The sequence below is a fragment of the Nocardia sp. NPDC004278 genome (assembly GCF_053602975.1).
On record NZ_JBSGEQ010000031.1, the window covers coordinates 77,944 to 103,798 of the forward strand.

20 protein-coding genes and 1 pseudogene are annotated in these 25,855 nt (G+C 64.5%); 16 read left to right on the forward strand and 5 right to left on the reverse strand.

The genetic code is table 11. The features are described 5' to 3' along the window. Nucleotides 1-2 precede the first annotated feature (2 nt). The 4 genes from ACWEO2_RS34290 to mmsB all read left to right on the forward strand — a co-directional run bounded on the left by ACWEO2_RS34290 (nucleotide 3) and on the right by mmsB (nucleotide 5,478). Nucleotides 3-1,397, forward strand: a complete 1,395-nt coding sequence (locus ACWEO2_RS34290) for an L-fucose/L-arabinose isomerase family protein (protein ID WP_452409148.1) — start codon at nucleotides 3-5, stop codon at nucleotides 1,395-1,397. Between the two features lie 15 nt (nucleotides 1,398-1,412). Next, nucleotides 1,413-2,507: a multiple monosaccharide ABC transporter substrate-binding protein gene (gene chvE / locus ACWEO2_RS34295; protein ID WP_452409149.1), complete on the forward strand. Its 1,095-nt coding sequence runs from the start codon at nucleotides 1,413-1,415 to the stop codon at nucleotides 2,505-2,507. A gap of 98 nt (nucleotides 2,508-2,605) precedes the next feature. Next, complete coding sequence (gene mmsA / locus ACWEO2_RS34300; protein WP_452409150.1) at nucleotides 2,606-4,159, forward strand: multiple monosaccharide ABC transporter ATP-binding protein; 1,554 nt, start codon at nucleotides 2,606-2,608, stop codon at nucleotides 4,157-4,159. Continuing rightward, the gene (mmsB, locus tag ACWEO2_RS34305) at nucleotides 4,156-5,478 is read left to right on the forward strand and encodes a multiple monosaccharide ABC transporter permease (RefSeq protein WP_452409151.1); all 1,323 of its coding nucleotides are present in this window, start codon (nucleotides 4,156-4,158) and stop codon (nucleotides 5,476-5,478) included. Before mmsA ends, mmsB begins: the two co-directional genes overlap by 4 nt. 7 nt (nucleotides 5,479-5,485) lie before the next feature. Here the strand turns inward: mmsB and ACWEO2_RS34310 are convergent, their stop codons facing one another. Continuing rightward, a complete protein-coding gene (locus tag ACWEO2_RS34310) occupies nucleotides 5,486-6,556 on the reverse strand; it encodes a LacI family DNA-binding transcriptional regulator (RefSeq protein ID WP_452409152.1) in 1,071 nt (356 codons plus the stop codon). Nucleotides 6,557-6,790: 234 nt separating this feature from the next. Between ACWEO2_RS34310 and ACWEO2_RS34315 the strand changes: the two genes are divergently transcribed. The 7 genes from ACWEO2_RS34315 to ACWEO2_RS34345 all read left to right on the forward strand — a co-directional run bounded on the left by ACWEO2_RS34315 (nucleotide 6,791) and on the right by ACWEO2_RS34345 (nucleotide 15,572). Further along, a complete protein-coding gene (locus tag ACWEO2_RS34315; protein ID WP_452409153.1) occupies nucleotides 6,791-7,750 on the forward strand; it encodes an ABC transporter substrate-binding protein in 960 nt (319 codons plus the stop codon). 13 nt (nucleotides 7,751-7,763) lie between these two features. Continuing rightward, nucleotides 7,764-9,296 carry a sugar ABC transporter ATP-binding protein gene (locus ACWEO2_RS34320; RefSeq protein WP_452409154.1) on the forward strand — a complete coding sequence of 511 codons (1,533 nt, stop codon included), beginning with the start codon at nucleotides 7,764-7,766 and terminating at the stop codon, nucleotides 9,294-9,296. Beyond that, nucleotides 9,293-10,330 carry an ABC transporter permease gene (locus ACWEO2_RS34325; protein WP_452409155.1) on the forward strand — a complete coding sequence of 346 codons (1,038 nt, stop codon included), beginning with the start codon at nucleotides 9,293-9,295 and terminating at the stop codon, nucleotides 10,328-10,330. The genes ACWEO2_RS34320 and ACWEO2_RS34325 overlap by 4 nt, the downstream gene beginning before the upstream one ends. Continuing rightward, nucleotides 10,327-11,340: a galactofuranose ABC transporter, permease protein YjfF gene (yjfF, locus tag ACWEO2_RS34330; RefSeq protein WP_452409156.1), complete on the forward strand. Its 1,014-nt coding sequence runs from the start codon at nucleotides 10,327-10,329 to the stop codon at nucleotides 11,338-11,340. Before ACWEO2_RS34325 ends, yjfF begins: the two co-directional genes overlap by 4 nt. 626 nt (nucleotides 11,341-11,966) lie before the next feature. Next, nucleotides 11,967-12,728 carry an SDR family NAD(P)-dependent oxidoreductase gene (locus ACWEO2_RS34335; protein WP_452409157.1) on the forward strand — a complete coding sequence of 254 codons (762 nt, stop codon included), beginning with the start codon at nucleotides 11,967-11,969 and terminating at the stop codon, nucleotides 12,726-12,728. 188 nt (nucleotides 12,729-12,916) lie between these two features. Further along, nucleotides 12,917-13,714: an AraC family transcriptional regulator N-terminal domain-containing protein gene (locus ACWEO2_RS34340; RefSeq protein ID WP_452409158.1), complete on the forward strand. Its 798-nt coding sequence runs from the start codon at nucleotides 12,917-12,919 to the stop codon at nucleotides 13,712-13,714. 586 nt (nucleotides 13,715-14,300) lie between these two features. Further along, nucleotides 14,301-15,572: a PucR family transcriptional regulator gene (locus ACWEO2_RS34345; protein ID WP_452409159.1), complete on the forward strand. Its 1,272-nt coding sequence runs from the start codon at nucleotides 14,301-14,303 to the stop codon at nucleotides 15,570-15,572. A 1,290-nt stretch (nucleotides 15,573-16,862) separates the two neighbouring features. Here ACWEO2_RS34345 and ACWEO2_RS34350 read toward each other — a convergent pair. The 3 genes and pseudogenes from ACWEO2_RS34350 to ACWEO2_RS34360 all read right to left on the reverse strand — a co-directional run bounded on the left by ACWEO2_RS34350 (nucleotide 16,863) and on the right by ACWEO2_RS34360 (nucleotide 17,967). Continuing rightward, nucleotides 16,863-17,087, reverse strand: coding sequence for a hypothetical protein (locus tag ACWEO2_RS34350; protein ID WP_452409160.1), 225 nt, complete (start codon nucleotides 17,085-17,087; stop codon nucleotides 16,863-16,865). Continuing rightward, nucleotides 17,086-17,418: pseudogene (locus ACWEO2_RS34355) on the reverse strand (transposase); the annotation flags it as partial. The gene ACWEO2_RS34350 and the pseudogene ACWEO2_RS34355, both read right to left, overlap by 2 nt. Nucleotides 17,419-17,556: 138 nt before the next feature. After that, the gene (locus tag ACWEO2_RS34360) at nucleotides 17,557-17,967 is read right to left on the reverse strand and encodes a nuclear transport factor 2 family protein (protein ID WP_452409161.1); all 411 of its coding nucleotides are present in this window, start codon (nucleotides 17,965-17,967) and stop codon (nucleotides 17,557-17,559) included. Between the two features lie 93 nt (nucleotides 17,968-18,060). Here ACWEO2_RS34360 and ACWEO2_RS34365 point away from each other — a divergent pair, with 93 nt between their 5' ends. The 4 genes from ACWEO2_RS34365 (at nucleotide 18,061) to ACWEO2_RS34380 (ending at nucleotide 24,522) form a co-directional block, all read left to right on the forward strand. Continuing rightward, nucleotides 18,061-18,651 (forward strand): TetR/AcrR family transcriptional regulator, encoded by a 591-nt coding sequence (locus ACWEO2_RS34365; RefSeq protein ID WP_452409162.1) that lies wholly within the window; start codon nucleotides 18,061-18,063, stop codon nucleotides 18,649-18,651. A 285-nt stretch (nucleotides 18,652-18,936) separates the two neighbouring features. Continuing rightward, entirely contained in the window at nucleotides 18,937-19,098 is a 162-nt protein-coding gene (locus ACWEO2_RS34370; protein WP_452409163.1) for a hypothetical protein, read from the forward strand. A gap of 197 nt (nucleotides 19,099-19,295) precedes the next feature. Then, the gene (locus ACWEO2_RS34375) at nucleotides 19,296-20,396 is read left to right on the forward strand and encodes a hypothetical protein (protein ID WP_452409164.1); all 1,101 of its coding nucleotides are present in this window, start codon (nucleotides 19,296-19,298) and stop codon (nucleotides 20,394-20,396) included. After that, nucleotides 20,383-24,522: an NB-ARC domain-containing protein gene (locus tag ACWEO2_RS34380; protein WP_452409165.1), complete on the forward strand. Its 4,140-nt coding sequence runs from the start codon at nucleotides 20,383-20,385 to the stop codon at nucleotides 24,520-24,522. Before ACWEO2_RS34375 ends, ACWEO2_RS34380 begins: the two co-directional genes overlap by 14 nt. Before the next feature lie 3 nt (nucleotides 24,523-24,525). On the opposite strand, the gene ACWEO2_RS34385 is transcribed toward ACWEO2_RS34380, so the two are convergent. Next, nucleotides 24,526-24,840, reverse strand: coding sequence for a CU044_2847 family protein (locus tag ACWEO2_RS34385; protein ID WP_354958287.1), 315 nt, complete (start codon nucleotides 24,838-24,840; stop codon nucleotides 24,526-24,528). Nucleotides 24,841-24,886: 46 nt separating this feature from the next. On the opposite strand from ACWEO2_RS34385, the gene ACWEO2_RS34390 reads away from it, so the two are divergent. Then, complete coding sequence (locus tag ACWEO2_RS34390) at nucleotides 24,887-25,507, forward strand: glycosyltransferase (protein ID WP_452409166.1); 621 nt, start codon at nucleotides 24,887-24,889, stop codon at nucleotides 25,505-25,507. Nucleotides 25,508-25,855: the final 348 nt, after the last annotated feature.

Below are 25,855 nucleotides of genomic sequence, written 5' to 3' on the forward strand. Positions count from 1 at the left end.
CGATGAACCCGAAACCACGCATCGGCCTACTCGGCATCATGCAGGCCCTTTACGACGACATGATCCCGGGCATCGCCGACCGCCAGGACCGCTACGCCCACGATATCGCCGAACAACTCGCCGATCTCGCCGACTGGACCGTCGGCCGCCCCGTCAAGGACCGGCGCGACGCCGAGGCGGTAATGCGCGAATTCGTCAATGCCGATCTCGACGGCGTCATGGTGGTGATGCTCACCTACGGCCCGGCTATGCGGGTGGCCCGGTTGTTCAACGAGAACCGACTTCCGGTGCTACTGGCCAATATTCAGCCCGAACCTTCCGTCACCCCGGCCTGGGATATGGCGGATATGACCTACAACCAGGGCATCCACGGCGCCCAGGACACCGCTAACGCGATGGTGCGCGCCGAGCGTCCGTTCACGGTGGTGACCGATGGTTGGCGCACACCGGAATTCGCTGCGCGCGTTGACCGTTGGGCGCGGGCCGCGCGGGCAGTCACCGCATGGCGGTCGCTGAAAGTCGGCGTATTCGGCTACGCCATGAACGATATGGGCGATATCCGCGTCGACGAGAACGCGCTGTTGCGGGCGCTCGGCCCGGAGATCAGCTTCGTCGCACCTGGCGACCTCTACCGCGGCAGCCAGGCGGTCACCGATGACGAGGTGGCGGCACTGATGGCATGGGAGGACGGGGAATTCGCGATCGATCCGGCACTGACCGGAGCGGAGCGCGAAGACCACGCCCGGATGCAGATCGCCATCGAACGCATTCTCACCGACCGTGGCTACGGCGCCTACTCGACGCACTTCGACGCGATCGGCGAGGATGGCCGGTTCCAGCGGTTGCCGCTGGCGGCGGCATCGAGCCTGATGGCCAAGGGCTACGGCTATGGCGCCGAGGGTGATGCGATGGCGGCCGCCATGGTCTACGCGGGACATCAGCTGATCGGCGACGGACATTTCACCGAAATGTACGCGATGGATTTCCCCTCCGACTCGATCCTGATGAGCCATATGGGCGAAGGGAATTGGCGGATCGCACGCACCGATGAACCGGTCCGGCTGATCCGGCGCGAACTCGGCATCGGCAACCTCGACGAGCCGCCGACCTTCCTGTTCCGCTACCGGCCGGGACCCGCGACGCTGGCCTGTCTGGTTTCGCTCGGCGGCGAAAAGTTCCGCATGGTGGTGGCCGAAGGCACGGTGCTCGACAGCCAGCAACTGCCCGCACTGGAAATGCCCTACGGCCAGTTCCGGCCCGCGAACGGCGTGCGCGAATGCATGGATGGCTGGCTCACCGCGGGCGGGCCGCACCACCAGGTCATGAATATCGGCCACCACGCCGCCGACTGGCAGGTCTTCTGTCAGCTCACCGGCATCGAGTTCGTCCAGGTCTAGTCAAGGAGTTGTGCCATGCCCACCATCAACCGTCGCGGACTCTTCGCCGGCGCCGCCGGTGTTGCCGCACTGTTGGCCGCCGCCGCGTGTTCCGTCGAGGACAGCGGGAATTCGTCCGCTTCCGGCGGCATGATCGGCATCGCCATGCCGACGAAATCCTCCGAACGCTGGGTCGCCGACGGCAACAATATCGTCAAGCAGTTCAAGGACCTCGGCTACGACACCGATCTGCAATACGCCGAGGACGTCATCGAGACGCAGGTTTCGCAGATCGAGAATATGATCACCCGCGGCGTCAAGGCCCTGGTGATCGCGGCGATCGACAACAAGTCGCTCACCGGCGTACTGCAGCAGGCCAAGACGAACAAGATCGCGGTGATCGCCTACGACCGGCTCATCCGCGACACTGCGAATGTCGACTATTACGCCACCTTCGACAACTTCAAAGTCGGTGTGCTGGAGGCGAATTACATTGTGGACCGGCTCGGTCTGCGCGATGGCAAGGGCCCGTTCTCGATCGAACTGTTCGCCGGTTCCCCCGACGACAACAACACCTACTACTTCTTCAACGGCGCCATGTCGGTGCTCCGGCCCCATCTCGACTCGGGCAAGCTGGTGGTCCGCTCCGGACAGACCGCCATCGATCAGGTGACCACGCTGCGCTGGGACGGCGCCACTGCCCAATCCCGGATGGAGAACCTGCTCAGCGCCAACTACTCCACCGCGAATATCGATGCCGTGCTGTCCCCCTACGACGGCCTCAGCATCGGCATCGTCTCGGCCCTCAAGGCGGTCGGTTACGGCAGGGGCGATAAGAAGATGCCGGTCGTCACCGGTCAGGATGCCGAGAAGGCGTCGGTGAAGTCGATCATCGCGGGCGAGCAGACCATGACGGTCTTCAAGGACACCCGTGACCTCGCCAAACGCGCCGTGCAGATGGTCCATGCGATTCTGACCAGCGGCACACCGGAAACCAATGACACCACCTCCTACGACAACGGCGCCAAGAAGGTGCCGTCGTATCTGCTGCAGCCGGTGCCGGTCGATAAAGACAACTACCGGAAGGTGCTGATCGACTCCGGCTACTACTCCGAGCGTGACTTCGCCTGACGATCCGGAAGAACGCCCCGCATGGCCGAGTCAGGGCGCGAAGGAGGCAGCCTGCGTAACCACGGAGGGCCCCTCGGGCACGCAGAGAAGGACACAGTATGACCAAGCACATTCTCGAAATGCGCGAGATCACGATGGAATTCCCAGGTGTGAAGGCGCTGGACGCGGTGGATTTCGCGGTGGCCGATGGCGAAATCCACGCGCTGGTCGGCGAGAACGGCGCGGGTAAATCGACGCTCATGAAGGTGGTCAGCGGCGTCTATCCGCACGGTTCTTACAGCGGACAGATGCGCATGGACGGTACCGATGTGGCGTTCAAGGATATTCGCGGTAGCGAGGCGGCGGGGATCGCGATCATCCATCAGGAATTGGCGCTGGTGCCGCAGCTTTCGATCGCGGAGAACATCTTTCTCGGCAATGAACGGCTGCGCAGCTGGACCGTCGACTGGCACGAGACCAATCGGCAGGCGATGTTGCTCATGCGGCAGGTCGGTCTCGTCGAGGATCCCGAAACCCTGGTCGCCGCCCTGGGGGTCGGCAAACAGCAGCTCGTCGAGATCGCCAAGGCGCTGTCCAAACAGGTGCGATTGCTCATCCTCGACGAACCGACCGCGGCACTCAACGAAACCGACAGCGCGAGTCTGCTCGTGCTGCTGCGGCAGCTGCGCGAGCAGGGCATCACCTCGATCCTGATCTCGCATAAGCTCAATGAAGTTCTGGCAGTCGCCGATTCGATCACGGTGCTGCGCGACGGCCGGACCATCGAGACCTTGGATGCAGCGGCCGAGGCGGTCACCGAGGATCGCATTATCAAGGGCATGGTCGGGCGCGATCTCGACCACCGGTTTCCGCCGCGGGCCGATCCGCAGATCGGCGAGGTGTTCTTCGAAATCGCCGATTGGAATGTTGACCACCCGACCATTGCCGATCGCCGGATCGTCCGGGACGCGGCTCTGCAGGTCCGGCGCGGTGAGATCGTCGGTATCGCCGGATTGATGGGCGCCGGGCGCACCGAATTGGCGATGAGTGTCTTCGGCCGGTCCTACGGTCGCAATATTCGTGGCACGATTCGCAAAGATGGTGCGGTACTGCGAGTTTCGTCGGTTCGGGATGCGATCGCTGCCGGGATCGCCTATGTCTCGGAGGACCGTAAACAATACGGGCTGATCCTCGACGAGGACATCCGGCGCAATATGACCCTCGCCAATCTTCCCGCGGTCTCCCGGCACACCGTCATCGACACCCACCGCGAGATCGTCGAAGCCGAGCGCCTGCGCACCCAGCTGACGGTGAAGACACCGACGGTATTCCAGAAGGTGGGCAACCTGTCCGGCGGAAACCAGCAGAAGGTCGTACTCGGCAAATGGATCTTCACCGAACCCGATCTGCTGATCCTCGACGAGCCGACCCGCGGCATCGATGTCGGCGCCAAATACGAGATCTACCTGATCGTCCACCAGCTCGCCGCCGCCGGAAAGGGCGTGCTGATCATTTCCTCGGAGCTGCCGGAACTGCTCGGCCTGTGTGACCGCGTCTACGCGATGAGCCAGGGCCGCATTACCGGCGAACTCCCGAAACACGAAGCCACACAGGAGGCTGTCATGAAACTGATGACACGCGGAACCACCATGGCCGAGGTGGTACCCGAATGACGTTACTGGACAAGCTGGAAGACGGCGACGACACCTCCGCCGAGGCTATCGCGAAGGCCGTCGAGCAGAAACAGGTCGGCGCGCTGGCGGCTCTGCGCCGCGCACTGCGCGGCAATGTACGCCAATACGGCATGATCGTGGCGCTCGTGGTGATCACGCTGCTGTTCCAAATTCTGACCACGGCAAAGCTTTCCGACGGTGTCAGCCTGCTGACGCCGCTCAATGTCACGAATGTCATCCTGCAGAACGGCTACATCCTGGTGCTGGCCATCGGGATGATGCTCGTGATCATCAACGGCCATATCGACCTATCGGTGGGATCACTGTGCGCACTGGTCGGTGCGGTGACCGGCATCGCCATCGTGCAATGGCACTGGCCGTGGCCATTGGTCGTGCTAGCGGCCGTCGCGATGGGCGCGGCAATCGGTGCCTGGCAAGGGTATTGGATCGCCTACGTCAAGATTCCGGCATTCATCGTCACCCTGGGCGGCATGCTGCTGTTCCGCGGTCTGGCACAGCTGGTGCTCGAGGGCCAGTCGATCGGTCCGTTCCCGCAGGGGTTCGTGAATATCGCGGCCGGGTACCTCCCGAATTGGCTACCGCTGCATGCCGTTCAATTCGCCGGGTTCAACGGAATCGCCATCCGGCTGCGCGTCGGTGAGCTGAACGGTTTGACGCTGCTCATCGGCGTACTCGCGGTGGCGGCCCTGGTGTGGTCGCAATGGCGGGTGCGCCAGCGCCGCCATTCCTACGGTCTGCCTGCCGGACCTCGCTTGCTGTTCATCGCCAAGTTGGCGGCGCTCGGTGCGGTCATCCTGGCATTCAGCTTCGTTTTGGCGTCCTACAACGGGATTCCGATTATCGGCGTCATCCTGATCGTATTGATCGTGCTGTATTCGTTCGTAATGAACCGCTCGGTAATCGGGCGCCGGATCTACGCCGTCGGCGGCAATGAGAAGGCCGCGCAGCTGTCCGGGGTGAATACCAAGGCCAATACGTTCTGGGTTTTCGTGAATATGGGCGTGCTCGCGGCACTGGCGGGTGTCATCTTCGCGGCCCGGCTCGGTGCGGCAACACCCAAGGCGGGACAGAACTTCGAGCTCGACGCCATCGCCGCGGCATTCGTCGGTGGCGCGTCGGCCAGCGGCGGAATCGGTACCGTCGTCGGCGCGATCGTCGGGGCGCTGGTGATGGGTGTGATGAACAACGGCATGTCCATGCTCGGCGTCGGCAGCGACTGGCAGCTGGTCATCAAGGGTCTGGTGCTGCTGGCCGCGGTGGCATTCGACGTCTACAACAAGAAGCGCGCGGCGGCGTGAGCCCGCATCACCGCTGAACCGGTGCCGCGGTGCTGTCGCGCGTGACCAGCGTCGGCACCACCGAAGGCGATGCCGGTTCGGCGGTGGTTCCGTCGAATTCCAAGAGCCGCAATAACATCTGCATACTCCGGCGGCCCACCTCGTCGAAGTCCTGTCGGATGGTCGTAAGCGGTGGCGAAAGGTAGGCGGCCTCCGGAATATCGTCGAAACCGACCACCGAAATATCGGCGGGCACCCGGATACCACGTTCGGTGAATGCGCGCAGCATGCCGAGCGCCATCTGGTCATTGGCCGCGAATACCGCGGTCACATCAGGTTGCGCGGCTAGGAGCAGGCCCGCTTCGTATCCGGAGCGCGCACTCCAATCCCCGCCGATGACCGGCGGAACCGGCGCGCCAGCGGCCTCCAGCGTGCGTCGCCAACCCTCGATGCGGTCGCGTGCCTCCAGCCAGTCACTCGGACCTGCGACCTGCCATACCGTGCGATGTCCCAGGTCGAGCAGATGTTGCACGGCCATCCGGGCACCTTCGATCTGATCGACCGAAACCGATGGCAAGCCGCTGTCCTGTCCGGCCTCGACCGCGACGGCCAGCAGGCGTTCGGGCAGATTGTGCAGTGCCGCGGCGGCGGCCATCTGCGGGGCGATGACGATGATCCCGTCCACGCCCTGATCGGCCAGACTGTTCGCGGCCGCCAACACACTGGAGCGGTCCACCGTCTCCAGCGCGAAGATGCTGACACCGTAACCCGCTGTGCGAGCGGCACGTTCGATGCCGAGCAGGGTGCACGCCGGTCCGTACAGGATGGTGTCGAAGCTGACCACGCCGAGCATATTCGAGCGCCTGCTGACCAGCCCCCTGGCCATGGCGTTGGGGCGGTAGCCGAGTTGTTCGACGGCGCGCAATACCCGCTCGCGGGTCTCCGGACGCACATTCGCACTGCCGTTGAGCACCCGCGACACGGTCTGATGGGAGACTCCGGCGAGTTTGGCGACATCGGTCATGACCGCCGGGCGCGCACCCGTCGGCCGAACCGCCGTTGAGGTATCCGCGGCGGCAAATCCGTCCCTGTCCCTCACATCCCACCTTCCAACGTCGCCGATCAGTCGTTCCGGTCCTCATAGGTTAACGCTCACACAGCCGAGCGCCGCATCGCGCCCGGACTGCCGCGCTGACCTCCACAAGGGATGTCCGGTCGTGGCCACCGGATTACGGCTGTGCGAGCTCTTGACTAGACGAATGTGAGCGCTAACACTATCAGGACTACTGCACCTCGGTGCGACACGTTTCACAATTCGAGGGAGAGCCCGATCGTGTTGAAGAGGCTTCTGATCACCGCCAGCGCACTTATCCTCACCGCAGCAACGGCCGCCGGCTGCGGCAGTTCGGGAAGCGACCAAACCGTACTCGGGTTCTCCCAGGTAGGCGCCGAAAGCGGCTGGCGCACCGCGAATACGAAATCCATCCAGGACGCCGCGGCCGCAGCCGGCATCCAGCTGAAATTCGCTGACGCCCAACAGAAACAGGAGAACCAGATCAAGGCGATCCGCACCTTCATCCAGCAGCGCGTGGGCGTCATCGCCTTCTCCCCTGTGGTCGCCTCAGGATGGGACACGGTCCTGAAGGAGGCCAAGGACGCCAAGATTCCGGTGATCCTCACCGACCGCGCGGTGGACTCGGCCGACACCTCGCTGTATGTGACCTTTCTCGGCTCGGATTTCGTCGAAGAGGGCCGCAGGGCGGCAAATTGGCTCGTCGAGGCGTCCAAGCACTCCAACGACACCGTGAATATCGCGGAGTTGCAGGGCACCACCGGATCCGCACCCGCGACCGACCGGAAGAAGGGTTTCCAGGAGGTCATCGGAGCCGACCCGAAGTTCAAGATCATCGCATCGCAGACCGCGGAGTTCACCCGCGCCAAGGGCAAAGAGGTCATGCAGGCATTCCTCGCCGCCCACCGGGATATCAACGTGTTGTACGCACACAACGACGATATGGCGCTCGGCGCGATCCAGGCGATCGAGGAGGCCGGCTTGAAGCCGGGTAAGGACATCAAGATCATCTCGATCGATGGGACCCGAGATGCCTTCCAGGCCATGGCCGACGGCAAGATCAATGTGGTCGTCGAATGCAATCCACTGCTCGGCCCGAAGCTGATGGAGATCACCAAGGACGTCGTCGCGGGTCGTCCGACGCCCAAGCGGATCGTCACCGACGAAGGCGTCTACACCCAGGACCAGGCCGCCGCGGCGCTGCCCACCCGGACGTACTGAGCCGGAGCAGTGCATGTCGGAACCGACTGTCACACCCGCACTTCGGATGTCGGGCATCGTCAAGCGTTTCGCCGGGGTCACCGCACTGTCCGAGGTGGACCTGCGACTGTTCCCCGGTGAAATACACGCACTGGTCGGCGAGAACGGTGCGGGCAAATCCACCCTCATCAAGGTGCTCACCGGAATTCACGACGCCGATGCCGGCACCATCGAACTCGATAGTCGCCCAGTGCGTTTCACCGGTCCGCAGCAGGCGCTGCGGGCCGGTGTGAGCACCGTCTACCAGGAGGTGAATCTGTGCCCGAATCTGTCGGTCGCGGAGAACATCTACATCGGACGGGAACCACGGCGGGCCGGTTTGATCAGCTTCGCCGCGCTGCGTCGCGATGCCGCCCGGCTGCTCACCAGGCTGCATCTGAACATCGATGTGGCGGCCCCGCTCGGCTCGTATTCGCTTGCGGTGCAACAGCTCATCGCCATCGCCCGAGCCGTCGACCTGGATGCGAAGGTCCTCATCCTGGACGAGCCGACCTCGTCGCTGGACACCGGTGAGGTCGGGCAACTGTTCGCGGTAATGCGCGGGCTCGCCGCCGAGGGCGTGGCGATCGGGTTCGTCACCCACTTCCTCGATCAGATCTTCGAGATCTGCGACCGGGCCACGGTGCTGCGCAACGGAACCCTGGTCGGCGAATATCCGGTGGCACAGCTGAGCCAGAAGGATCTCATCGCGCACATGCTCGGCACGGCGCTGAGCACGCTCGACGAGATCGAGCACGAGAAGCCGGATCCGGCGACGGTGGCGCGCCGCGATCCGCTGCTCCAGGCAACGGGGATCGGGGGCCGCCGCAATTCCGTTGCGCCCTTCGATCTCACTGTCCGTGGTGGCGAAGTCGTCGGATTGGCTGGGTTGCTCGGCTCCGGCCGCACCGAAGTGGCGCGACTGCTCTTCGGCGTCGACCGATCGTCCACCGGGGATCTCCGGGTGGCGGGCATGCCGACGGCACTGCGCTCGCCGCGCACCGCGATCGACCACCGGTTCGCCTTCTGTCCCGAAGATCGCAAATCCCAGGGCCTGATCCTCGACCTGTCGGTGCGCGACAACATCATCCTCGCGGTCCAGGCCGCGCGCGGCTGGGCCCGGCCGCTGTCGGCTCGCAAGCGCGACGAACTCGTCGCCGGGTACATCGCCTCGCTGCGGATCGTTCCGGCCGATCCAGATACGCCGGTGAAATTCCTCAGTGGCGGCAACCAGCAGAAGGTGCTGCTGGCCCGCTGGCTGGCCACCCGGCCGAAACTGCTGATCCTCGACGAACCGACCCGCGGCATCGATATCGGCGCCAAGGCGGAAATCCAGCGGTTGGTCATCTCGCTGTCCGAGGAGGGCATGTCGGTGCTGTTCATCTCCGCCGAACTCGAGGAAGTGCTGCGGCTCAGTCACAAGGTGGCGATCCTGCGCGATCGGCGGCTGGTCGCCGAACTGGTCAACGATGCCACCTTGACCATGGATCGGCTCACCGAAACCATTGCGAGCGGAGCGGTTTCATGACGATCATCCGAAACCACCTGTTCTGGCCCGCGATCGCGCTCATCGCGCTGCTGATCGTCAATGTGGCGTTCACGCCCGGATTCCTCTCGATCCGCATCCAGGACGGACACCTCTACGGCAGCCTCATCGATATCCTGCGCTACGGCTCGCCGCTGGTCCTGATCTCGCTCGGCATGACGCTGGTCATCGCGACCCGTGGCATCGATCTCTCGGTCGGCACGGTCGTGGCGATCGCGGGCGCGCTGGCCTGTCTGCACATCAGCACCATGCCGGATCAGGCCGATACCGGTGGCGTCGCCGTCGCCGTGCTGATCGCGCTCGGCGTGGCGGCCGTGCTCGGCCTCTGGAATGGAATTCTGGTGGCGCGCTTCGGGATTCAGCCGATCGTTGCGACATTGATCCTGATGGTCGCCGGACGCGGTGTCGCACAGTTGATTACGTCAGGCCAGATCATCACGATCAACAGTCCGCCGTACAAGGTCATCGGTGGCGGCTATCTGCTCGGCCTGCCGGTGCCCGTCCTGGTCGCCGTCGCGGTATTCGCCGGGCTCGCGGTGTTATTGCGGCGCAGCGCGCTCGGACTGCTGCTGGAATCGGTGGGCGGCAATGCCGAGGCGGCGCGTCTGGTCGGCATCCGGGCCGGAGGTCTGATCGTCGCGGTGTACGCGGTCTGCGCATGCTGTGCGGCGATCGCGGGACTGATGATCAGTTCGAATGTCTCCGCGGCAGACGGCAATAACGCCGGACTGTGGATCGAACTCGATGCGATTCTCGCGATCGTCATCGGCGGTACCGCGTTGACCGGTGGGCGATTCCAGCTCGGCGGCACCGTCCTCGGGGCGCTGGTGATCCAGACGCTCACCACCACGATCTACACCGTCGGGGTACCACCGGAGACGACACTGGTTTCCAAGGCGGTCGTGGTGATCGCGGTATGTCTGATCCAGTCACCGGCGTTCCGTGCCAAGGTCTTTCGCCGTCCCCGCCAACTCCGAGCCGTCATCATTTCGACACCGACGGAGGCGAACACATGAATGTGCTGACCCAAGCCCGTGCCGTCCGACCTGTGTTGCGTCGACCCATGATGCGCGGTCACCGCAGCCGGTACATCCCGGTGCTGGCTACCGCGGCCCTGTTCGCCGTCATCTATGGGGTCGGGGTGATCCGATATCCGGCATTCGGCTACCCGCAGGTTTTCGTGAACCTGTTCATAGACAACGCCTTTCTGCTCGTCCTCGCCGTCGGGACGACCTTCGTGATACTCACCGGCGGCATCGACCTGTCCGTCGGCGCGGTGCTGGCGTTGTCCACGGTGGTCTCGGCATGGCTGGTGACCGCGCACGGGTGGCCGCCCCTGTTGGTCATGCCGCTCATGTTGGTCGGCGGCACACTCTTCGGAGCCGCAATGGGCGCGGTTATCCACTACTTCGAGATCCAGCCTTTCATCGTCACGCTGGCCGGTATGTTCCTCGCGCGCGGGCTGGCGTATGTGATCAGCACGGATTCGATCACGATCACCGATCCGGTGTATACGGATTTGGCGCAGCGTCGATTCCAGCTCGGCGGGGACGTGTTCCTGACGGTCGGCATGATCGTCGCGCTGGTGATCGTCGCCGGGGCCTTCGTCGTCCTGCACTACACACGACTGGGTCGCACGGCGTACGCGATCGGCGGCAACGAACAGTCGGCGCTCATGATGGGCCTGCCGGTGGCCAGGACCAAGGTCGGCGTGTATGCGATCAGCGGCTTCTGCTCGGCTCTCGCGGGCATCCTGTTCACGCTCTACACCCTGTCCGGCTGGAGCCTGCACGCCGTCGGGATGGAACTCGACGCCATCGCCGCGGTCGTCATCGGCGGTACCCTGCTGACCGGCGGCTTCGGATTCGTCCTCGGCTCGGTACTCGGCGTACTGACCCTCGGCGTGATCCAGACGATCATCAGCTTCGAAGGCACCCTGAGTTCCTGGTGGACCAAGATCTTCATCGGCGTCCTGCTACTCGCCTTCATCCTGCTGCAACGCACCATCGGAACCCGCGACGGATAAGGACTCCGACCGCCCGATCCTGGACTGGCACTTCATCGCGCACATGCCCTGATCGAACGCCCGCCGGATCGTCATATGCGCTGACCCAGGGGCTCATTCCGAACCGGAACGCCATCCCACGGCGACGTCGTCACGAACCGCTGCAGCCGCTGATGATCGGTCCCCAGCCGCTGCGCCATCGGCGATGCGAGCTCTGCAAGCGGACCGAGGATATCGAGGTCCATCACATCCGCAGGCTCGCCGGCCTCGGGACGACCGGTGACCCGCCGCCCTGGGCGAAGGCCATGGCAAACAAGGGATCGGGTCTGCGGTCCTACGCGAGGATTAGGCAAGGACAAGCCAGCATCGTTCTAACGTTTCCGCAGGTCACGATGCTTGAATAGGTCGTCTCGTTCGTCACTGCACAGGAACGCATCCAAAGATCAGCGATGACCGTTACTTCGTACCGACATCCGAGTCGCAACGGGAAAGTGGCGAATTGGCTGGGAGATCGGCTGGCGTGAGTCCGGCGGCATATTCGCGCAAGCCCACCGCTGAATGAGTTGGGTGATGGCCTCGAGCCTGCGCACTTTGTCCGGGATGTGCGGCACCCAGAAATGTCGACACTCTTCGAAAGGTAAGGAACTATGACTCGTCGTCTCGACGGAACCATCGCCCTGGTTACCGGGGCGTCCAGCGGAATCGGCCGCGCCACTGCGTTGGAGCTTGCCCGCCAGGGTGCGTCCGTGGCGGTGGTCGGCCGCCGCGAGGACCGCCTCACCGAGCTGGCGTCGGAGATCTCCGATGTGGGTGGTCAGGCCGTTGTCGTGCCCGCCGACATCACCGACGCAGAGGCCGCTGCCGACGCGGTCGACCGGACGGTCGAAAGTCTTGGCCGCCTTGACATTTTGGTCAACAATGCCGGTTTGATGCTGCTCGGACCGGCCTCGGGCGCGGAACTGAGTGACTGGCGGCGCATGGTCGACATCAACCTGATGGGGTTGATGTACTGCGCCCACGCGGCCATCCCGCATCTGGTCAAGGCGGCCGCTGATGGGCCACGTCAGGTCGCCGACATCGTCAACATCGGCTCGCTGGCCGGCCGGATGGCCTTCGGTATGTCAGCGGTGTACTGCGCCACCAAGTTCGGTGTCGGCGCCTTCAGCGAGGCGTTGCGTCAGGAACTGACGCGTCAACACGTGCGTGTATCGGTGATCGAGCCGGGCAGTGTCGATACCGAACTGCGTTCGCACAACGTGCCCGCCGTCCAGGAGCAGATCGCCGCCGGTATCGGCGGCATCGAACGGCTGCAGGGCGAGGACGTTGCCGACACCGTCGGCTACATCGTCACCCGCCCCCGGCACGTCGCCGTCGCTGAACTGCTCGTCCGTCCCACCGAGCAACCCTGAACAGCCGCGCGACGGCGAGCAAACCCGTCCTGGAATTCGTCCTCGGATGCGTCATCGTCCTCGCACACCTGGCGCACTAAACTCCGGCCCATGCTGCTCGACGAGCTCTGCATACTGTTGGCTCGCCATGCTCGAGACGACGGGCGACGGCCATTGAGGACCTGCTGGTCGGCCGGGAGGAGTCGGACTTGCCGGCACCGCCGTCCATGGCCAGAACGCGCATGACACTGATCGCCCAGGGCGCCAAACGTCTCGCCTACGGCGAGCAGGTCTACGACTACCGGGCCGGGCAATACCTGGTGACCTCCATCGCCATGCCCCTCAAGTGCCGATTCACCGACGCCACCCCGCAACGGCCGGTGCTCGGCCTGTGCCTGCTACTGCAAGCCTCGGAGGTCGCCGAGTTGGTGTTGCAGGCTGGCCCCGGCACCATTCCGGATACCGACGACACCGCGTCACCGGCAATCGCGTTCAGCACCGCCTCCGACGAACTGCTCGACGCCACCGTGCGGCTGGTACGCCTGCTCGACCAGCCACGCGACAGAGACGTCCTCGCACCGCTGGTGAAACGGGAGATCCTGTGGCGACTGATCACCAGCGAGCACGGCGCAACAGTCCGCCAGATCGGACTCGCCGATCCCAGGCTCTCCCCGATTGCCAAAGCCGTGCAATGGATCCGGCAACACTACCGAGAGCCATTCCTGGTGGAAGACCTCGCCGAACTCATCGGGATGAGCCCTTCGGCCTTCTACCGCAACTTCCGGACCGTCACCCGAACGACCCCCGTCCAGTACCAGAAGAAGATCCGACTTCACGAAGCACGACTCCTGCTGGCGGCAAATCCCAAAGACGTCACCAACATCGGATATCTCGTGGGCTACGACAGCCCATCCCAGTTCAGCCGGGAATACCGCCGCCTCTTCGGTGCACCACCCAGCCAGGACGCAATCGTATTCGCATCCCGCACCCGATCCGAAAGCGATTGACCTGCAGGTAATCCGCTCGGCAAGGACAGGCACGACTCCGCCATACGGGCCGCGACTGTGCTGGTCGAGATGGTGGCAGTCGGTCCAGGTACCGGGGCCTCGGCGATGACTGCCTCTGTCGCGGAACGCCTCGGGTCGTCGACCAGGCACCGATTCGGCGGTCAGGCTGTGGTGATTTCGATGCCTATGTTGCCGTAGCCGCAAAAGCAGCAGACCAGCTTGACCTGGTTAGGGAAACGAACCTTCCATTGATCGCATGGTCGAGCTAGCTCCGCACGGCCCAGGTCGCACCGTACCTGCTGCCGAGGCGGAATGGATGCGTACGCGAGAGGCGTGGATCCACGCCGTCGATCTCGCCGTTAGCCCTCGTTTCGGCGACTTGTCCCGGTAGTGCTCGACTCGCTGCTCTCCGGCATCTCGGCACTTCAGTCGCTGTTCAGCCGACCGCCATTGTGAACTATCACTATCGCTTGCTGACCGCTCTTGCCGAAATATCACGTTACCCGGAGTAAACCGTTCTCTCGAATCTTGTTCTGGTTACGCTGGTGCAATAGTGCAGTTAACGGGGATGGAAGGAAGTTCGACCATGTCTGTCACCTTCGCCGGACGGCAAGGACTTACTGTATCCGGCCGGCTCATGTCGTTGCCATTGAAAGACGTGCGGGCCTTGTCGCGGCAGATGGTCGGGCATTTTGTCGAAACCGTCGCCCCCTGCGGCACCTTGCCTGGTGACGCGATCCATGGCGACATCACCATCATCACCCGCGTGTGCTTGGAGCTGGCAGTCAGCATGCTGGACGGCAGCAACATTCCGGAGAAGACCGGGCAGCTCGAGGACGCTGCGGCCCAATGGGCTCGCGAAGGCGTGCCCATTGGTACCATTCACCACGCTATCCACGAGGGCTTCAAGATCGGCTTCGATCTGGTGGTGTCCACCGCCTTGGCCGAGCAGGGTGCCTCCGGATCAGCTGACACCGAGCCGATGCTCACCCTCAGCATGGCCGACTACCAAAGTATCCTCGACGGCGCCAAACTCGTCGTCGAAATGCTCGACACCATGACTACGGCGGTTTCGGCGGCCTATGTGCGCGAACTGCGCGCGGTCGTGTCGGAGCACCACACCGCGGTGCACACGCTCACCTCGGCGTTGCTCGGGGGACACCCCACCTCCACCATGGCCCGCGAGTGTGGCATCGACATCTCCGACCGCTATCGCGTAATAGCCCTCGCCATTCCGTCTCACCCGGACGAGTCCAACCCGATGTTGGACGCGAAAGTCGTTGCCCGCCGTAAACTCCGGCGCGTGCAGGCGGAACTGGCCACCCGCTGCGACGACACCGTGCTGTCGCTGCTGTCGGTCGACGGCGGCACCTTGCTCATCCCCGCCGATCACGTCACCGAGGGCACCCTGAAGGAACTGATCGGGCATCTGTCGCGGGCGGCCCGCGTGCACATCACCGCCACCGTGGTCACCGCCCCCACCGACACCGTGCCCACCGCCGCGGATCAAGCCCACGAACTGCTCGACATGGTCACCCGGCTGGGGTCGGTGCCGGGCCTGTATCGCTTCGATGATCTGGCTCTGGAATACCAGCTCACCCGCCCCGGCCCCGCCCGCGAACATCTCGGGTCGCTGCTCGATCCACTGGACGCGTATCCGGAACTGCTGGAGACCCTGCAGGTCCATATCGCGCACAACCTGAACCGCCAGCGCACTGCGCGGCTACTGCACGTACACACCAACACCGTGGACTACCGGCTCAAGCGGATCGGTCAGCTCACAGGGTTCGATCCCACCCAGGCAAGCGGGCTGTGGCACCTGCGTTCGGCGTTGGTTGCCCACACATACCGCAGGTGATCGGCGTGCGGTCGAGCGGGTGCGGAATTACTCCCGCCGATCAGCGTCCGCCGTACCCGCCCGCAGCACGGCGGCGCTCGCGCTGGCGAGCACCACCAAGTGCTTCCAAATTGCAGACTTGGCACGACCCGGTATGCCTATGAGTTGCGAATATAGGGATATGTTTGCGTTTTCTCACCCATGCCCGGACCGGACCCGATCGATAGTATTCGTGAAATAAGAATCAGCAGGTGGTCGACATTGACAATGGTCGAAAACGCTATGGAACAAAGTCGACGAGTTGGAAACAAACATGGATGATATCCGACGAACCGAAGTCGAAGGATTGCGGGCGACATGGCGGCTGTTTCAGGACCACCTGATCTCTATAGTCGCCGTCCACGAGGCATCCGGCGCCACGCCGATCGTATCCTTCGGCCCCGAGGACTTTCCGGATCTCGCGCGAGCACGAGAACTCCTTCCGGAAATGAGCAAGTTGTGGGACGCAGTACGCCACGACTTCTGGACCAAACTCATTCCGCCGCAACCACAGTGTCGACAATGGCGATGGACGTGATCTCGAAACCCCGCTCCCACTGCTGCGTGCTTATCGGGCTGTCCACCAACGGCCGCCACCATGTGGTTCAATGCGACGCGGCTGGAAAACCGGGCTCTCAGCGAACCGACGCTGATCTAGTCAGCAAGCCCGCTGATTCCGCCGCCGCAGATACCGGATTATGTTTCAGCGTTGCCCGCTCCGGGACTCGTTCGCCTGGCACAACGAACTAGCACCTGCAGCCTTGCCGCTGTATTCGGCCCCCGGTGCACTGATCATCGCGCGCACGCGACAGACCGACCCAGAACTGCACGCCGATCCAGGCTTTCCCGACTGCCCGTTTCAGGTGTGGGTGCTCGACACCCCGCCGTCCGGCAACGACGCCGATGACGGTCCACAATGGCGTGGACCTCGAAACGGGCGCTAGCCACAGTTTCCCTGAGTCGACGTCAGAGGCCTGAAATATCGATAACCTTTGCGCGTCCGCGCTCGAGAGCGTGACCAGATGATACCGGTTCACCTAATGGATTACATTCATTGCCATCTATGCGGGACAGAGTTGCCATCGACAATGGAGCGGTGCCAACATCTGCACTCCTCCTCCTGCGCCGGGGAGGGCGCTCCTACAGGAATGACTTCTGCCGATTGGGAGGCTGTCGCTTGTTGGCTCAACCCAGGCAGGAATCATCCGACAGGACAGATGGGATCGGAATAGTGGATCCGCGCACAAAGATCTGCCAGCCACGTTGGTTGCATCAGGCGCGGGCATTCTGGATGCGGATCTGTAACGGCAGGCAGGACGGTTCCGGCCAGGGCCAGCGATCGGCGGTGAGCGCGGGTTCGAAAGTGGTGCGGCCCATCAGCGCGGCCGCACAGCTCCGCAGGAATTCGGCGATGCCGTGGCTGCCCGGACCGTGCACCGGATCGATGACCTGAGGCGGCCAGCCGTCCGGAGTCGTCACATAGCCATCAGCAGTCATGCACAGGCGAGCCAGGATCTGCACGAGTTTGTCCCGGGCTCGGCCCGGCGTTGATCACCGCCCGCGACCAGTCGGTCAAGCCTTGGCTCCCAGCTCGTCCCACATTGCCCGAACCGGCGACAGGCCGTGGGCACTCACCCCGAACTGATCCGGGAGCATCCGCCACGCACAACCGCTGGTCAGCACGTAAACCACTGCCGTGAAGACCCGCCCGCTGCTCGACCGGAGCGGTATCGCCACCTTGGCGGCGAGCGGTGAAATCCGGCAACAACGACTCCACGATCTCCTGCAACTCGTCCGGCACCAGCCGGACCGACAACACATCAGCCACGCTCAAACAGCAACCAGTGCAACCCATCTCGTTGCACAACGTGAGACACGATCATAGGCCCGAACAGTTCGACCAGGACGCGCTGGAGGCGGCAGGAATGTGCCCAGACCGCTACCCGAAGTCCGCTTGGATTGAGACTCAGCTCAGGTCCGGTAGGAACGCGTGGCCGACATAGTCACGGAACAACACGATTTTCCCGTCGCGGATCCGGAAGACCTGAATACACGGCACCTCGAACGGCTGGTCGGTCGACGTGACGCGTCCGACGGAGGTCAGTTCGACGATCACGACCTCCGGATCGGCGGTCTGGTGGGTCTGGTGTACACGCAGTTCGTCGAGACGGAACCCACCGCGGTCGGCGTCGATCGCGTATGCCCGAATTGCCTCCTTGCCTGCGAGCTGGGCAGGCAATTCGCCTGCAGTGAACGGCATCTCGATCACGCCGTCCTCCGCGAACAGGTCCACGAACGCGTGCATGTCGTTGGCGAGGATCGCCTTGTTCCGCTGCTCCAAGATCAGTAGCGGGCTCTCAACACCTGGCCGGCTCATGTCAACCACCTTTCATTCAACGTACGTTGTATCAATGATTCAACGAGCGTAGAACGAAAAACCGCTTTGGTCAACGCCCGTAGAATGAACCGCGTGAGCAACCCCCCAGCGCCCACTTCGCGGGCCGAGCAGCGACGCAATACCGAGGCGCGGATCCTCGCCCACGCCCGCACGTTATTCGCCGAATCCGGCTACGACCGCACCACCATCCGCGCGGTCGCCGCCGCCGCGGGCGTGGATCCCGGACTCGTCATCCACTATTTCGGCAGCAAACAGCGGCTGTTCCTGAGCGCTATCGGGTCCGGAACGGCACTGCTCGCCGGGGGCAGCGCTGCGGATGTCGCCGAGCAGTTGCTCGACAGACTGCGCGACTCACTGATCGAGGAACCGGTTACCTCGCTGGCGATGCTGCGGTCGATGCTCACCCACCCCGAGGCCGCCGAGGAGATCCGCACCTCCTCGCGTATCTATAAGGATCAGATCAGCGACGCCATACCTGGTGAGGAAGCCGATCTGCGCGCAGAGGTGGTCAGCGCCGCGCTGATCGGCATCGTCCTGTGCCGCCATCTCGTCAAGCTCGATCACCTCGCCGAGGCCGACCCGGACCGAGTAGTCGAGATTCTGCGCCCCGTCGTCCGCTCGATCACCAAGGCCGACATCGAAGACGCCGCCCCCGCGGACTGAACGCGCTCCAATATGCAGCATGCCTGCACGGCATTCCCCGAGCCAGCCGATCTGGCCTGCGACACCGATGTTCTAGGTGTAACCACGTAAGACACGGTCTTATGCGAAGCCGGGAGCGGCTGACTAGACAGGTAGTCGTCCAAGCCAGGATCCTGCTCCAGGGTGCGGACAGAAGCCGCACGCAGCTCCTGATTGAAGCTATGGACCGTATAGAAGACTAGAAGGAGTAGCGCGGGCAGGGGCGCGGCGACTATTACCAATGGCGTTGGTGCCGACGACTTTCCGATGAGCGTAGTGACGACCCCGACGACGCCCGAATTCTGCAACACCTATCACCACAACTGCGATGACCTGCGTCGGATGGTCGGTTATTTGCGTGGATACCACGTGGCGGCGGGGTGGCGGCTGGTGGGCGGGCAAGAGTGCGGTCGGGCCTTGGGCGGATGATTTGGTGTGGCGGCGTGGCCGGGAACCGCACGACGGAAATGCTGTTTGGCCCGGTGGGGTGTGGTTGCCGCAGGCAGCGTGCGTAAGCCGCTGGATGAGATCGAAGCGCCAACCTGTGAGCACGATGGTCAGCTCGGTGCGCTCGAATTCGTTGAGGGCACAGCGCATTCGCCCGCGCCATAGGATCATGAGGAGTCGTGGACGAATACGCCGTGCTGCGGGTACCGAGGTTCCGTGTGCTCGCCGACGGCATCGTGACCGACCCGGTGGCTATCGCACGCACACCGGAGTGCGTGGATGTTGTCGCGATCGATGACCGAAACCGGATCTGTCATCTCGTCGTAGCCGCCGGTACGGCAAGGATCGTCGAGCGGCTGGAACTGCCCGCCCCGCCCGTTGGCCGGCCGACCATCGGGTCCTGGGGTGCCGATCGGTTGGATGTGTTCGTCCGTGATGTCGAGACGCGGTTGTGGCATTGCGAATTCGACGGCCGCTGGGGGCCGCCGCGGCTGGCTCGGTCTGTGGGGGCGGTATCGGATGCGAGCTTCGTCAGTTGGAGCCGCGGCCGATTCGATGTCTTCAGCACAGGCGCGGACGGCGTGCTCGAACACTATTGGTATCAGCAGCCGATCGGGCTGATGGGACCGGAGAGTCTGGCCCGTCCTGTGGTCGGACAGCCTGCCGTAGTGGTTACCAGTCTGTATGGGCTGGAAGTTGTCGCGCGCGGCAGCTTCGACGGGGTGTTGCGGCGGCAGTATCACGTCCCCGAGGAGCGCACACACGAGTGGACCTCGACACCGATGCTGCCCGGCCGCACCACCTTCGATGTCGGTCCGGATGTCGCGCCCTCGACTGGGGAATCGCTGCGCTGTACCGGTGATCCGACCCTGGTGTGGTGCCGGGGCGTCGGTGCGGTCGAGAACCGCCTGGTCGCCTTTGCGCGGCAAGAGGATCGGCTTGTCCAGTTCGAACCCGGGCCCGACTGGCCGACCGGTCGTGGTAACCGCGTACTGACTGGGCCCGCGGTGGCCTCGGATCCTGTGGCGGTCTCGGCCCGGCCCTGTCGCGTCGATGTGTTCTTCGGTGTGTCCGAGGGAACGATCGGCTGGCTCACCTCCCACACTGGCGGTTCCTCGGCGCGCTACCGCGTGCTCGACGATGGAATCCGGTCGGTCGGCCGCCCCGCGGTGTGTTCGAGTCGACCGGATCGGCTGGAACTGTTCGTCCGCACGGCGGCGGGCGAATTGCGCACCGGACGGTGCGAGGTGAAGGGGGAGCAGTGGAATGCCTACTCCTGAGTGGCGGCGCGCGTTGGTCGCGATTCAGTCCGCCGATGGTGCGACCTTCGGCGCCGGATTCCTCATTACCGAGCGGCACGTACTCACCTGCGCCCACGTCATCAGCGATGCCACCGGAGCAGATGCTGCGGCCGATGCGGTGCCGACCGAACCGGTGCTGGTGGAGTTCACACAGGTACACGGCGGTGAACCGATCGAGGCGACGGTGGTGGCCTGGTCGCCGGTCGATGATGTACACACGGGTGATATCGCGGTATTGCTGCTTGCGAGCGCCCCGCCCGCGGTCCCGATCCGCCTGCTGGACTCGGATTCGATAGCGCTGTGGGGGCATTCCTTTCGCGTCTACGGATTCCCTGAGGGCCATGACGAAGGGCTGTGGGCGACCGGTGTGATCCGGGATCGGGTGGGTGGTGGCTGGTATCAGCTCGAGGATGTCAAGGTGCCCGGTTCGGCGATCGAAGGCGGCTTCAGCGGTGGCGCGGTGTGTGACGACCTGGCCGATGGTGTGGTCGGCATGGTGGTTGCTCGCGACCGTGCCGCGGCCCGCAAGATCGGCTTCATGCTGCCCGCGGCGCTCATCGCTCCCGTAGTGGCGCAGTTCGGCGTCGAGCTCGGGTCGGCCCGGCCGGCGATGGGTCTGCTGTCCAATGTGCCGACCTTGCCGACCCAGTTCGTCGTGCGGGCCGTGGCGTCGGAGGTCGTCGCCGCGCTACTGGCGCCGGCCGAGGACGGCGCGCGGGTCGCGGCGGTAGGCATGGGCGGTGTCGGGAAATCTGTTCTCGCAGCGGCCGTTTGCCGTGACGAGCGAGTCCGGGCGGCTTTTCCGGATGGCATAGTCTGGGTGGAGTTGGGCCCGAATCCGGTGACGCCGACCAGACAAGCGCAGGTGGCGGCCGCCTTCGGGCAGCAGGGTGTGGTCTTCGCCGACGCTCAACAGGGTAAGGCTCTGCTCACGCAGTTGCTGGCGGGGCGACGTTGTCTGCTGGTCGTCGACAATGTCTGGGCGGCACCGGATCTCGGCGATCTCGATATTGTCGAGGCGCCTGGACGGCTATTGTTCACCACCCGGGATACCGCCATCGTACGATCGGTGGGCGCGACCTGCTTCGAGGTGACCGGGCTGAGCATCCGGGAATCGCTGGTGTTATTGGCCCGGTGGGCGCGGCTCGCGGTGGAGGAACTACCGCGGGAGGCGTTGGAGATCGCGGCCGAATGTGGCTATCTGGCGCTGGCACTGGCGATGGCGGGCGCCATGATCGCTGGCCGCCCGGAGCGCTGGCCCAGAGTGCTGCGCCGATTGCGCCAGGCCGATCTCGCCAAGATCGCCCAACCGTTCGGCAACTATCCATACCCAGATCTTTTGCGCGCAATCAGCGTCAGCGTCGACGCCCTGGATCCTGCCGATCGCGCCCGCTATCTCGAACTCGCGGTCTTCAACGGCAGGAATCCGACCGCCGGTGCAGCACAGGCACTTTGGCAGCACGCTGGACTCGATGAACTGGACGTGGCGGAGCTGCTCGACCGCCTCGCCGACCGATCGCTGATCCAGCTCGGTAGCGGCGGCCGTTTCGGGATGCATGATCTGCAAATGGACTATGTGCGCCACCAGGTTTCAGAGCTGACGCACCTGCATCGGCGATTGGTCGAGGCATATCGGGAGCAGGCGCCGGGCGGTTGGCAGCATGGTCCGGATGACGGCTACTTCCATCGAAACCTGCCGCATCACCTTGCCGCGGCAGGAGCGGGCGAAGAGCTGCGCGCGCTGCTGTCGCACCTGGCGTGGTTGCAGACGATGCTGTGGGCCACCGACGCGACGGAGCTGATCGCCGCCTATCGGCTACTGCCGCAGTCGGATCCGGTCGCGGTCGTCGGCGACGCGTTGCGGCTGAGCAGCCATGCGCTGACTCGCGGTAGGGGGCAGCTGCCCGCCCAGCTGGTCGGGCGTCTCGGCGAGTCGGATCGGCCTCAAGTTCAGGAACTCGTTGCCGCTGCATGCGGCTGGCGCGGCGAATCCTGGCTTCGACCGCGAGCCGCAAGTTTGACGGCCCCGGGCGGGCCCCTGCTGTTCATGCTGGTCGGGCATACCAGTCCGATCCGTGATGTCGTGCTCACACCCGATGATCGGTATGCGCTGTCCGGCGGCTGGGATGGCGCGGTGCGCGTCTGGGATCTGGCGGACGACGGCCGTGAAAGGTATGTGCTGCAAGGGCATTCGGGTGGCGTGTGGAAGCTTGGGGTATCCATCGACGGCCGCTATGCGATGTCCGGATCAGCCGACGGCACCATTCGCGTGTGGGACCTCGCCGATGGGAGTACCCGGCATGTGCTGCGCGGTCACCAGGCCGCGGTGTGGTCGATCGCGCTCGTTCCAGGCAGCACATTGCTGGTGTCGGCATCGGTCGATACGACAGTGCGCGTATGGGATTGGGCGGTCGGCCGGGAGGTCGGAGTGCTGCACGGACATACAGGTATCGCGTACACCGTGCTCGCGGCGCGTGACGGACGGACGATCGCGTCGAAGTCCGAGGACGGCACGCTGCGCATCTGGGATCTCGGAACCGGCACGCAGACATGGTGTTTCGACAGCGGTCAGCGCGGTGTGCAGTCGCGCGCGATGGCGTTGACCGATCGACACGCGCTGTTCGCGGGCGACGACGGCACCGTGTACTGCTGGGATCACCGTGACGGATCGGTCGTGTGGATCGACCGGGATCCCGGCCGTGGGCAGGTGTGGTCCGTCGCGGCGACACCCGACGGCGGGCACGTGGTGGTCGGCTGTGCGTCGGGGGAGGTGCTATTGCTGGATCTCGAAACTGGCTCCCCCGCAGTCGAAGTCGGCCTGCACAGCGGGTGGGTCGAGATGGTGGCGGTGGCTCCGGATGGGTATCACGTGCTGTCAGGCGCCGACGACGGCATCCTGCGGTTGCGCGATCGCCGGATCGGGGATGAATCGGCGCGGACGCTGCGCGGCCATACGGGGTGGATCGCAGCCGCCGCGTTCAGCTCCGACGGAACACGCGTGGTGTCTGCCGCGAACGAATCCACCTTGCGGGTGTGGGATGTGACCGTTTCGCCGACTCAGCGCGGCGCTCCGATGCACGCCGCGTGGATCGGAGCGATTACTGCGGTAGCTGACCATACGGTTGCGGCCGCTGCGGATGACGGATCGGTCTCGGTCTGGGACATGGCGACAGGACGGCGATCGACAACTGTGTCGATGACGGCCACCGCGGTCGCCGTCGTCGAGGTGGCGAATCTCGGGTGGATGGTGTTGGACCAGCTGGGTGCCGCGACGGTACTGCCCGGTGCGGCCTTGGGCGATATGTCGAATCAGGCAGACATCGGCTCGGAGGTGCGGTTGTCTGCGATGGGCGAACCCGTCCCCGGGCAGGTGGTGCGCCGCGCCGTCGCCTGCGACGCGGTGCGGGGAGCCGTCGCCCTGGACGGATGCCTGGTGGTGGCGTCGACCACCGCGATGCGGTTCTTCCGCCCCGCCGATTCGATCCGGGACCTCGACCTGGGAGCGACTGACGCCCAGCTGGCGGAGCCACCACGAATGCTGGTGGTCGAAGCTGGTAGGCGCCACGTCGTGGTCGGCGGCATCCGGGGGCAAGTCAGCGTGTGGGACGTCACTGCCCGCCACCAGATCCAGACCTATCGAGGACGGGGCGGCCCGATCATCAGCCTGGCGATGGCCGTCGACCAGGTCCTGTCCGGCTGCGTCTCTGGGGTGCTGTCGGCTTGGCGACTCGGATCCCCGGAACTGGTTTGGGAGCAGCAGGCGCACGATTCGCTGCTGACCGGCATTCTGATCGTCGGGGACCGGGTCGTTACCGGTGGTGGCGACGGTGCGATCCGGTTGTGGCGACTTACCGACGGAGCGCGAATCGGCGTGCTCGCCGAACTCGGTGCACCCGTACGCGCCATCGCAGCGCTGCACGGGGGTCGGCGCATCGCCGTTGGGGCCGGTGACCTGCTGGCTGTCTACGACCTCGAATCCGGAATCGAGGTGGCCTGTTTCACCGGCGACGGCCGCATCACCGCGATCGCGCCCTTGCCCGACGGTGGTGTGGCATGTGGCGAGGCAGCGGGCGCCGTACACATACTCACGTTGTGCGAAGAGTGAGCCTCATGCCCCCGGCTTCCACGACAGCTTCACCGTCAGATGGCCCTCGACCGATGTCTTTGCGATCACCGCGCCGGCCTCGGCGTTGAGCTTGATACCGAACTCCAGATCGACCGCGTCCGGTTTCAGGCTGCCGTCCCGGAACACCGCCAACGCGGCCGCCGCGGCCCGCTGGACGTCAGCAAGCGCATCCTCGAAGCGGCGATTCACCTCTACCACACCACCGCGACCGACCCGCTGCACACCGGCATCGGACGGATCACCCTCGACCACGATCACGCCACCGTCGCCGGTACGGAAACGCAAGAGTTCGCTCATGGTGCAACGGTACCGATGTTCCCTTGCGGCGCACTATCTTTGACCCATGATCGGAGTGATGCTCGGACTCGGCGCCTATCGCGACACCGCGCGGCTGAGCGCCGCCCGGGCACAGCGCATGACGGGGCTGGAATTCGTTGTCATCGAACATCCGCCACGGAACTTCCCGCCCGAGGCCTTCCCCGGATACGCCAAACTGTCGCTGTTCGATCTCGTGGCCGCCGATCACATCTGCTATCTGGACGCCGACGCGGTCGTGCTGCGCGAGTGGCAGCCCGCCGCACTAACGGACCGTGTCGAGTTCATCTGTGTCCGCGACCAGTTCATCGAGCTCTACCCCGACTACGACGCTGATATCCCGCGGCCCACGTACTTCAACTCCGGCATGTTCATCGTGAATCGCCGCGCCCATCGCCCCGTGTTCGATCTCGCGACAAAGCTGTGGCGCGACAACGTGCGGCCGCTGCCGATCGAGGATCAGTCCGCCCTGAACTACGCGGTCCGCACCCTGGGCACCCCGACCTACTTCCTGCCCGACGAATACAACTATCTGCGTGCTCACCTCGACGGTCGCGCCGCGGACCCGGGTGTGGTGGTCGCCCATTACACCCCGTCCGGGATCGCCCACGCCCACCGCAAGCTCCTCGATCTACTGCGCGACCGATGAGCGTTCGCGAAAGCTGTTGGTCCGCTGTGAATCAGTGCGAGCCGACAAGGTCTCGCGACGAGAGTGTCCGTGGTACCCCAGAGTTCGAAGTCCTGCTCGTGGAAGCCGTTGATAATGTAGTTCATCCGGACGCAGTGGGCGAGCTGGCCCGGGGGCGGGGCGGCGGCGAACGTCGAGTTCGATCGCGGCGTCGACCAGCAGCGCGAGGGAGATGAGAAAACGCCCAGATCTGATGAGGGTTGGGCGCCGCCGAATCACCAGTCACTGAACACAAGTGAGATCTGGCGTTCGGGCGCAGCTGCTGTGGACGCCCATGTCGCGGTCGGTCCGGGGTGTAGTGGTCGATGA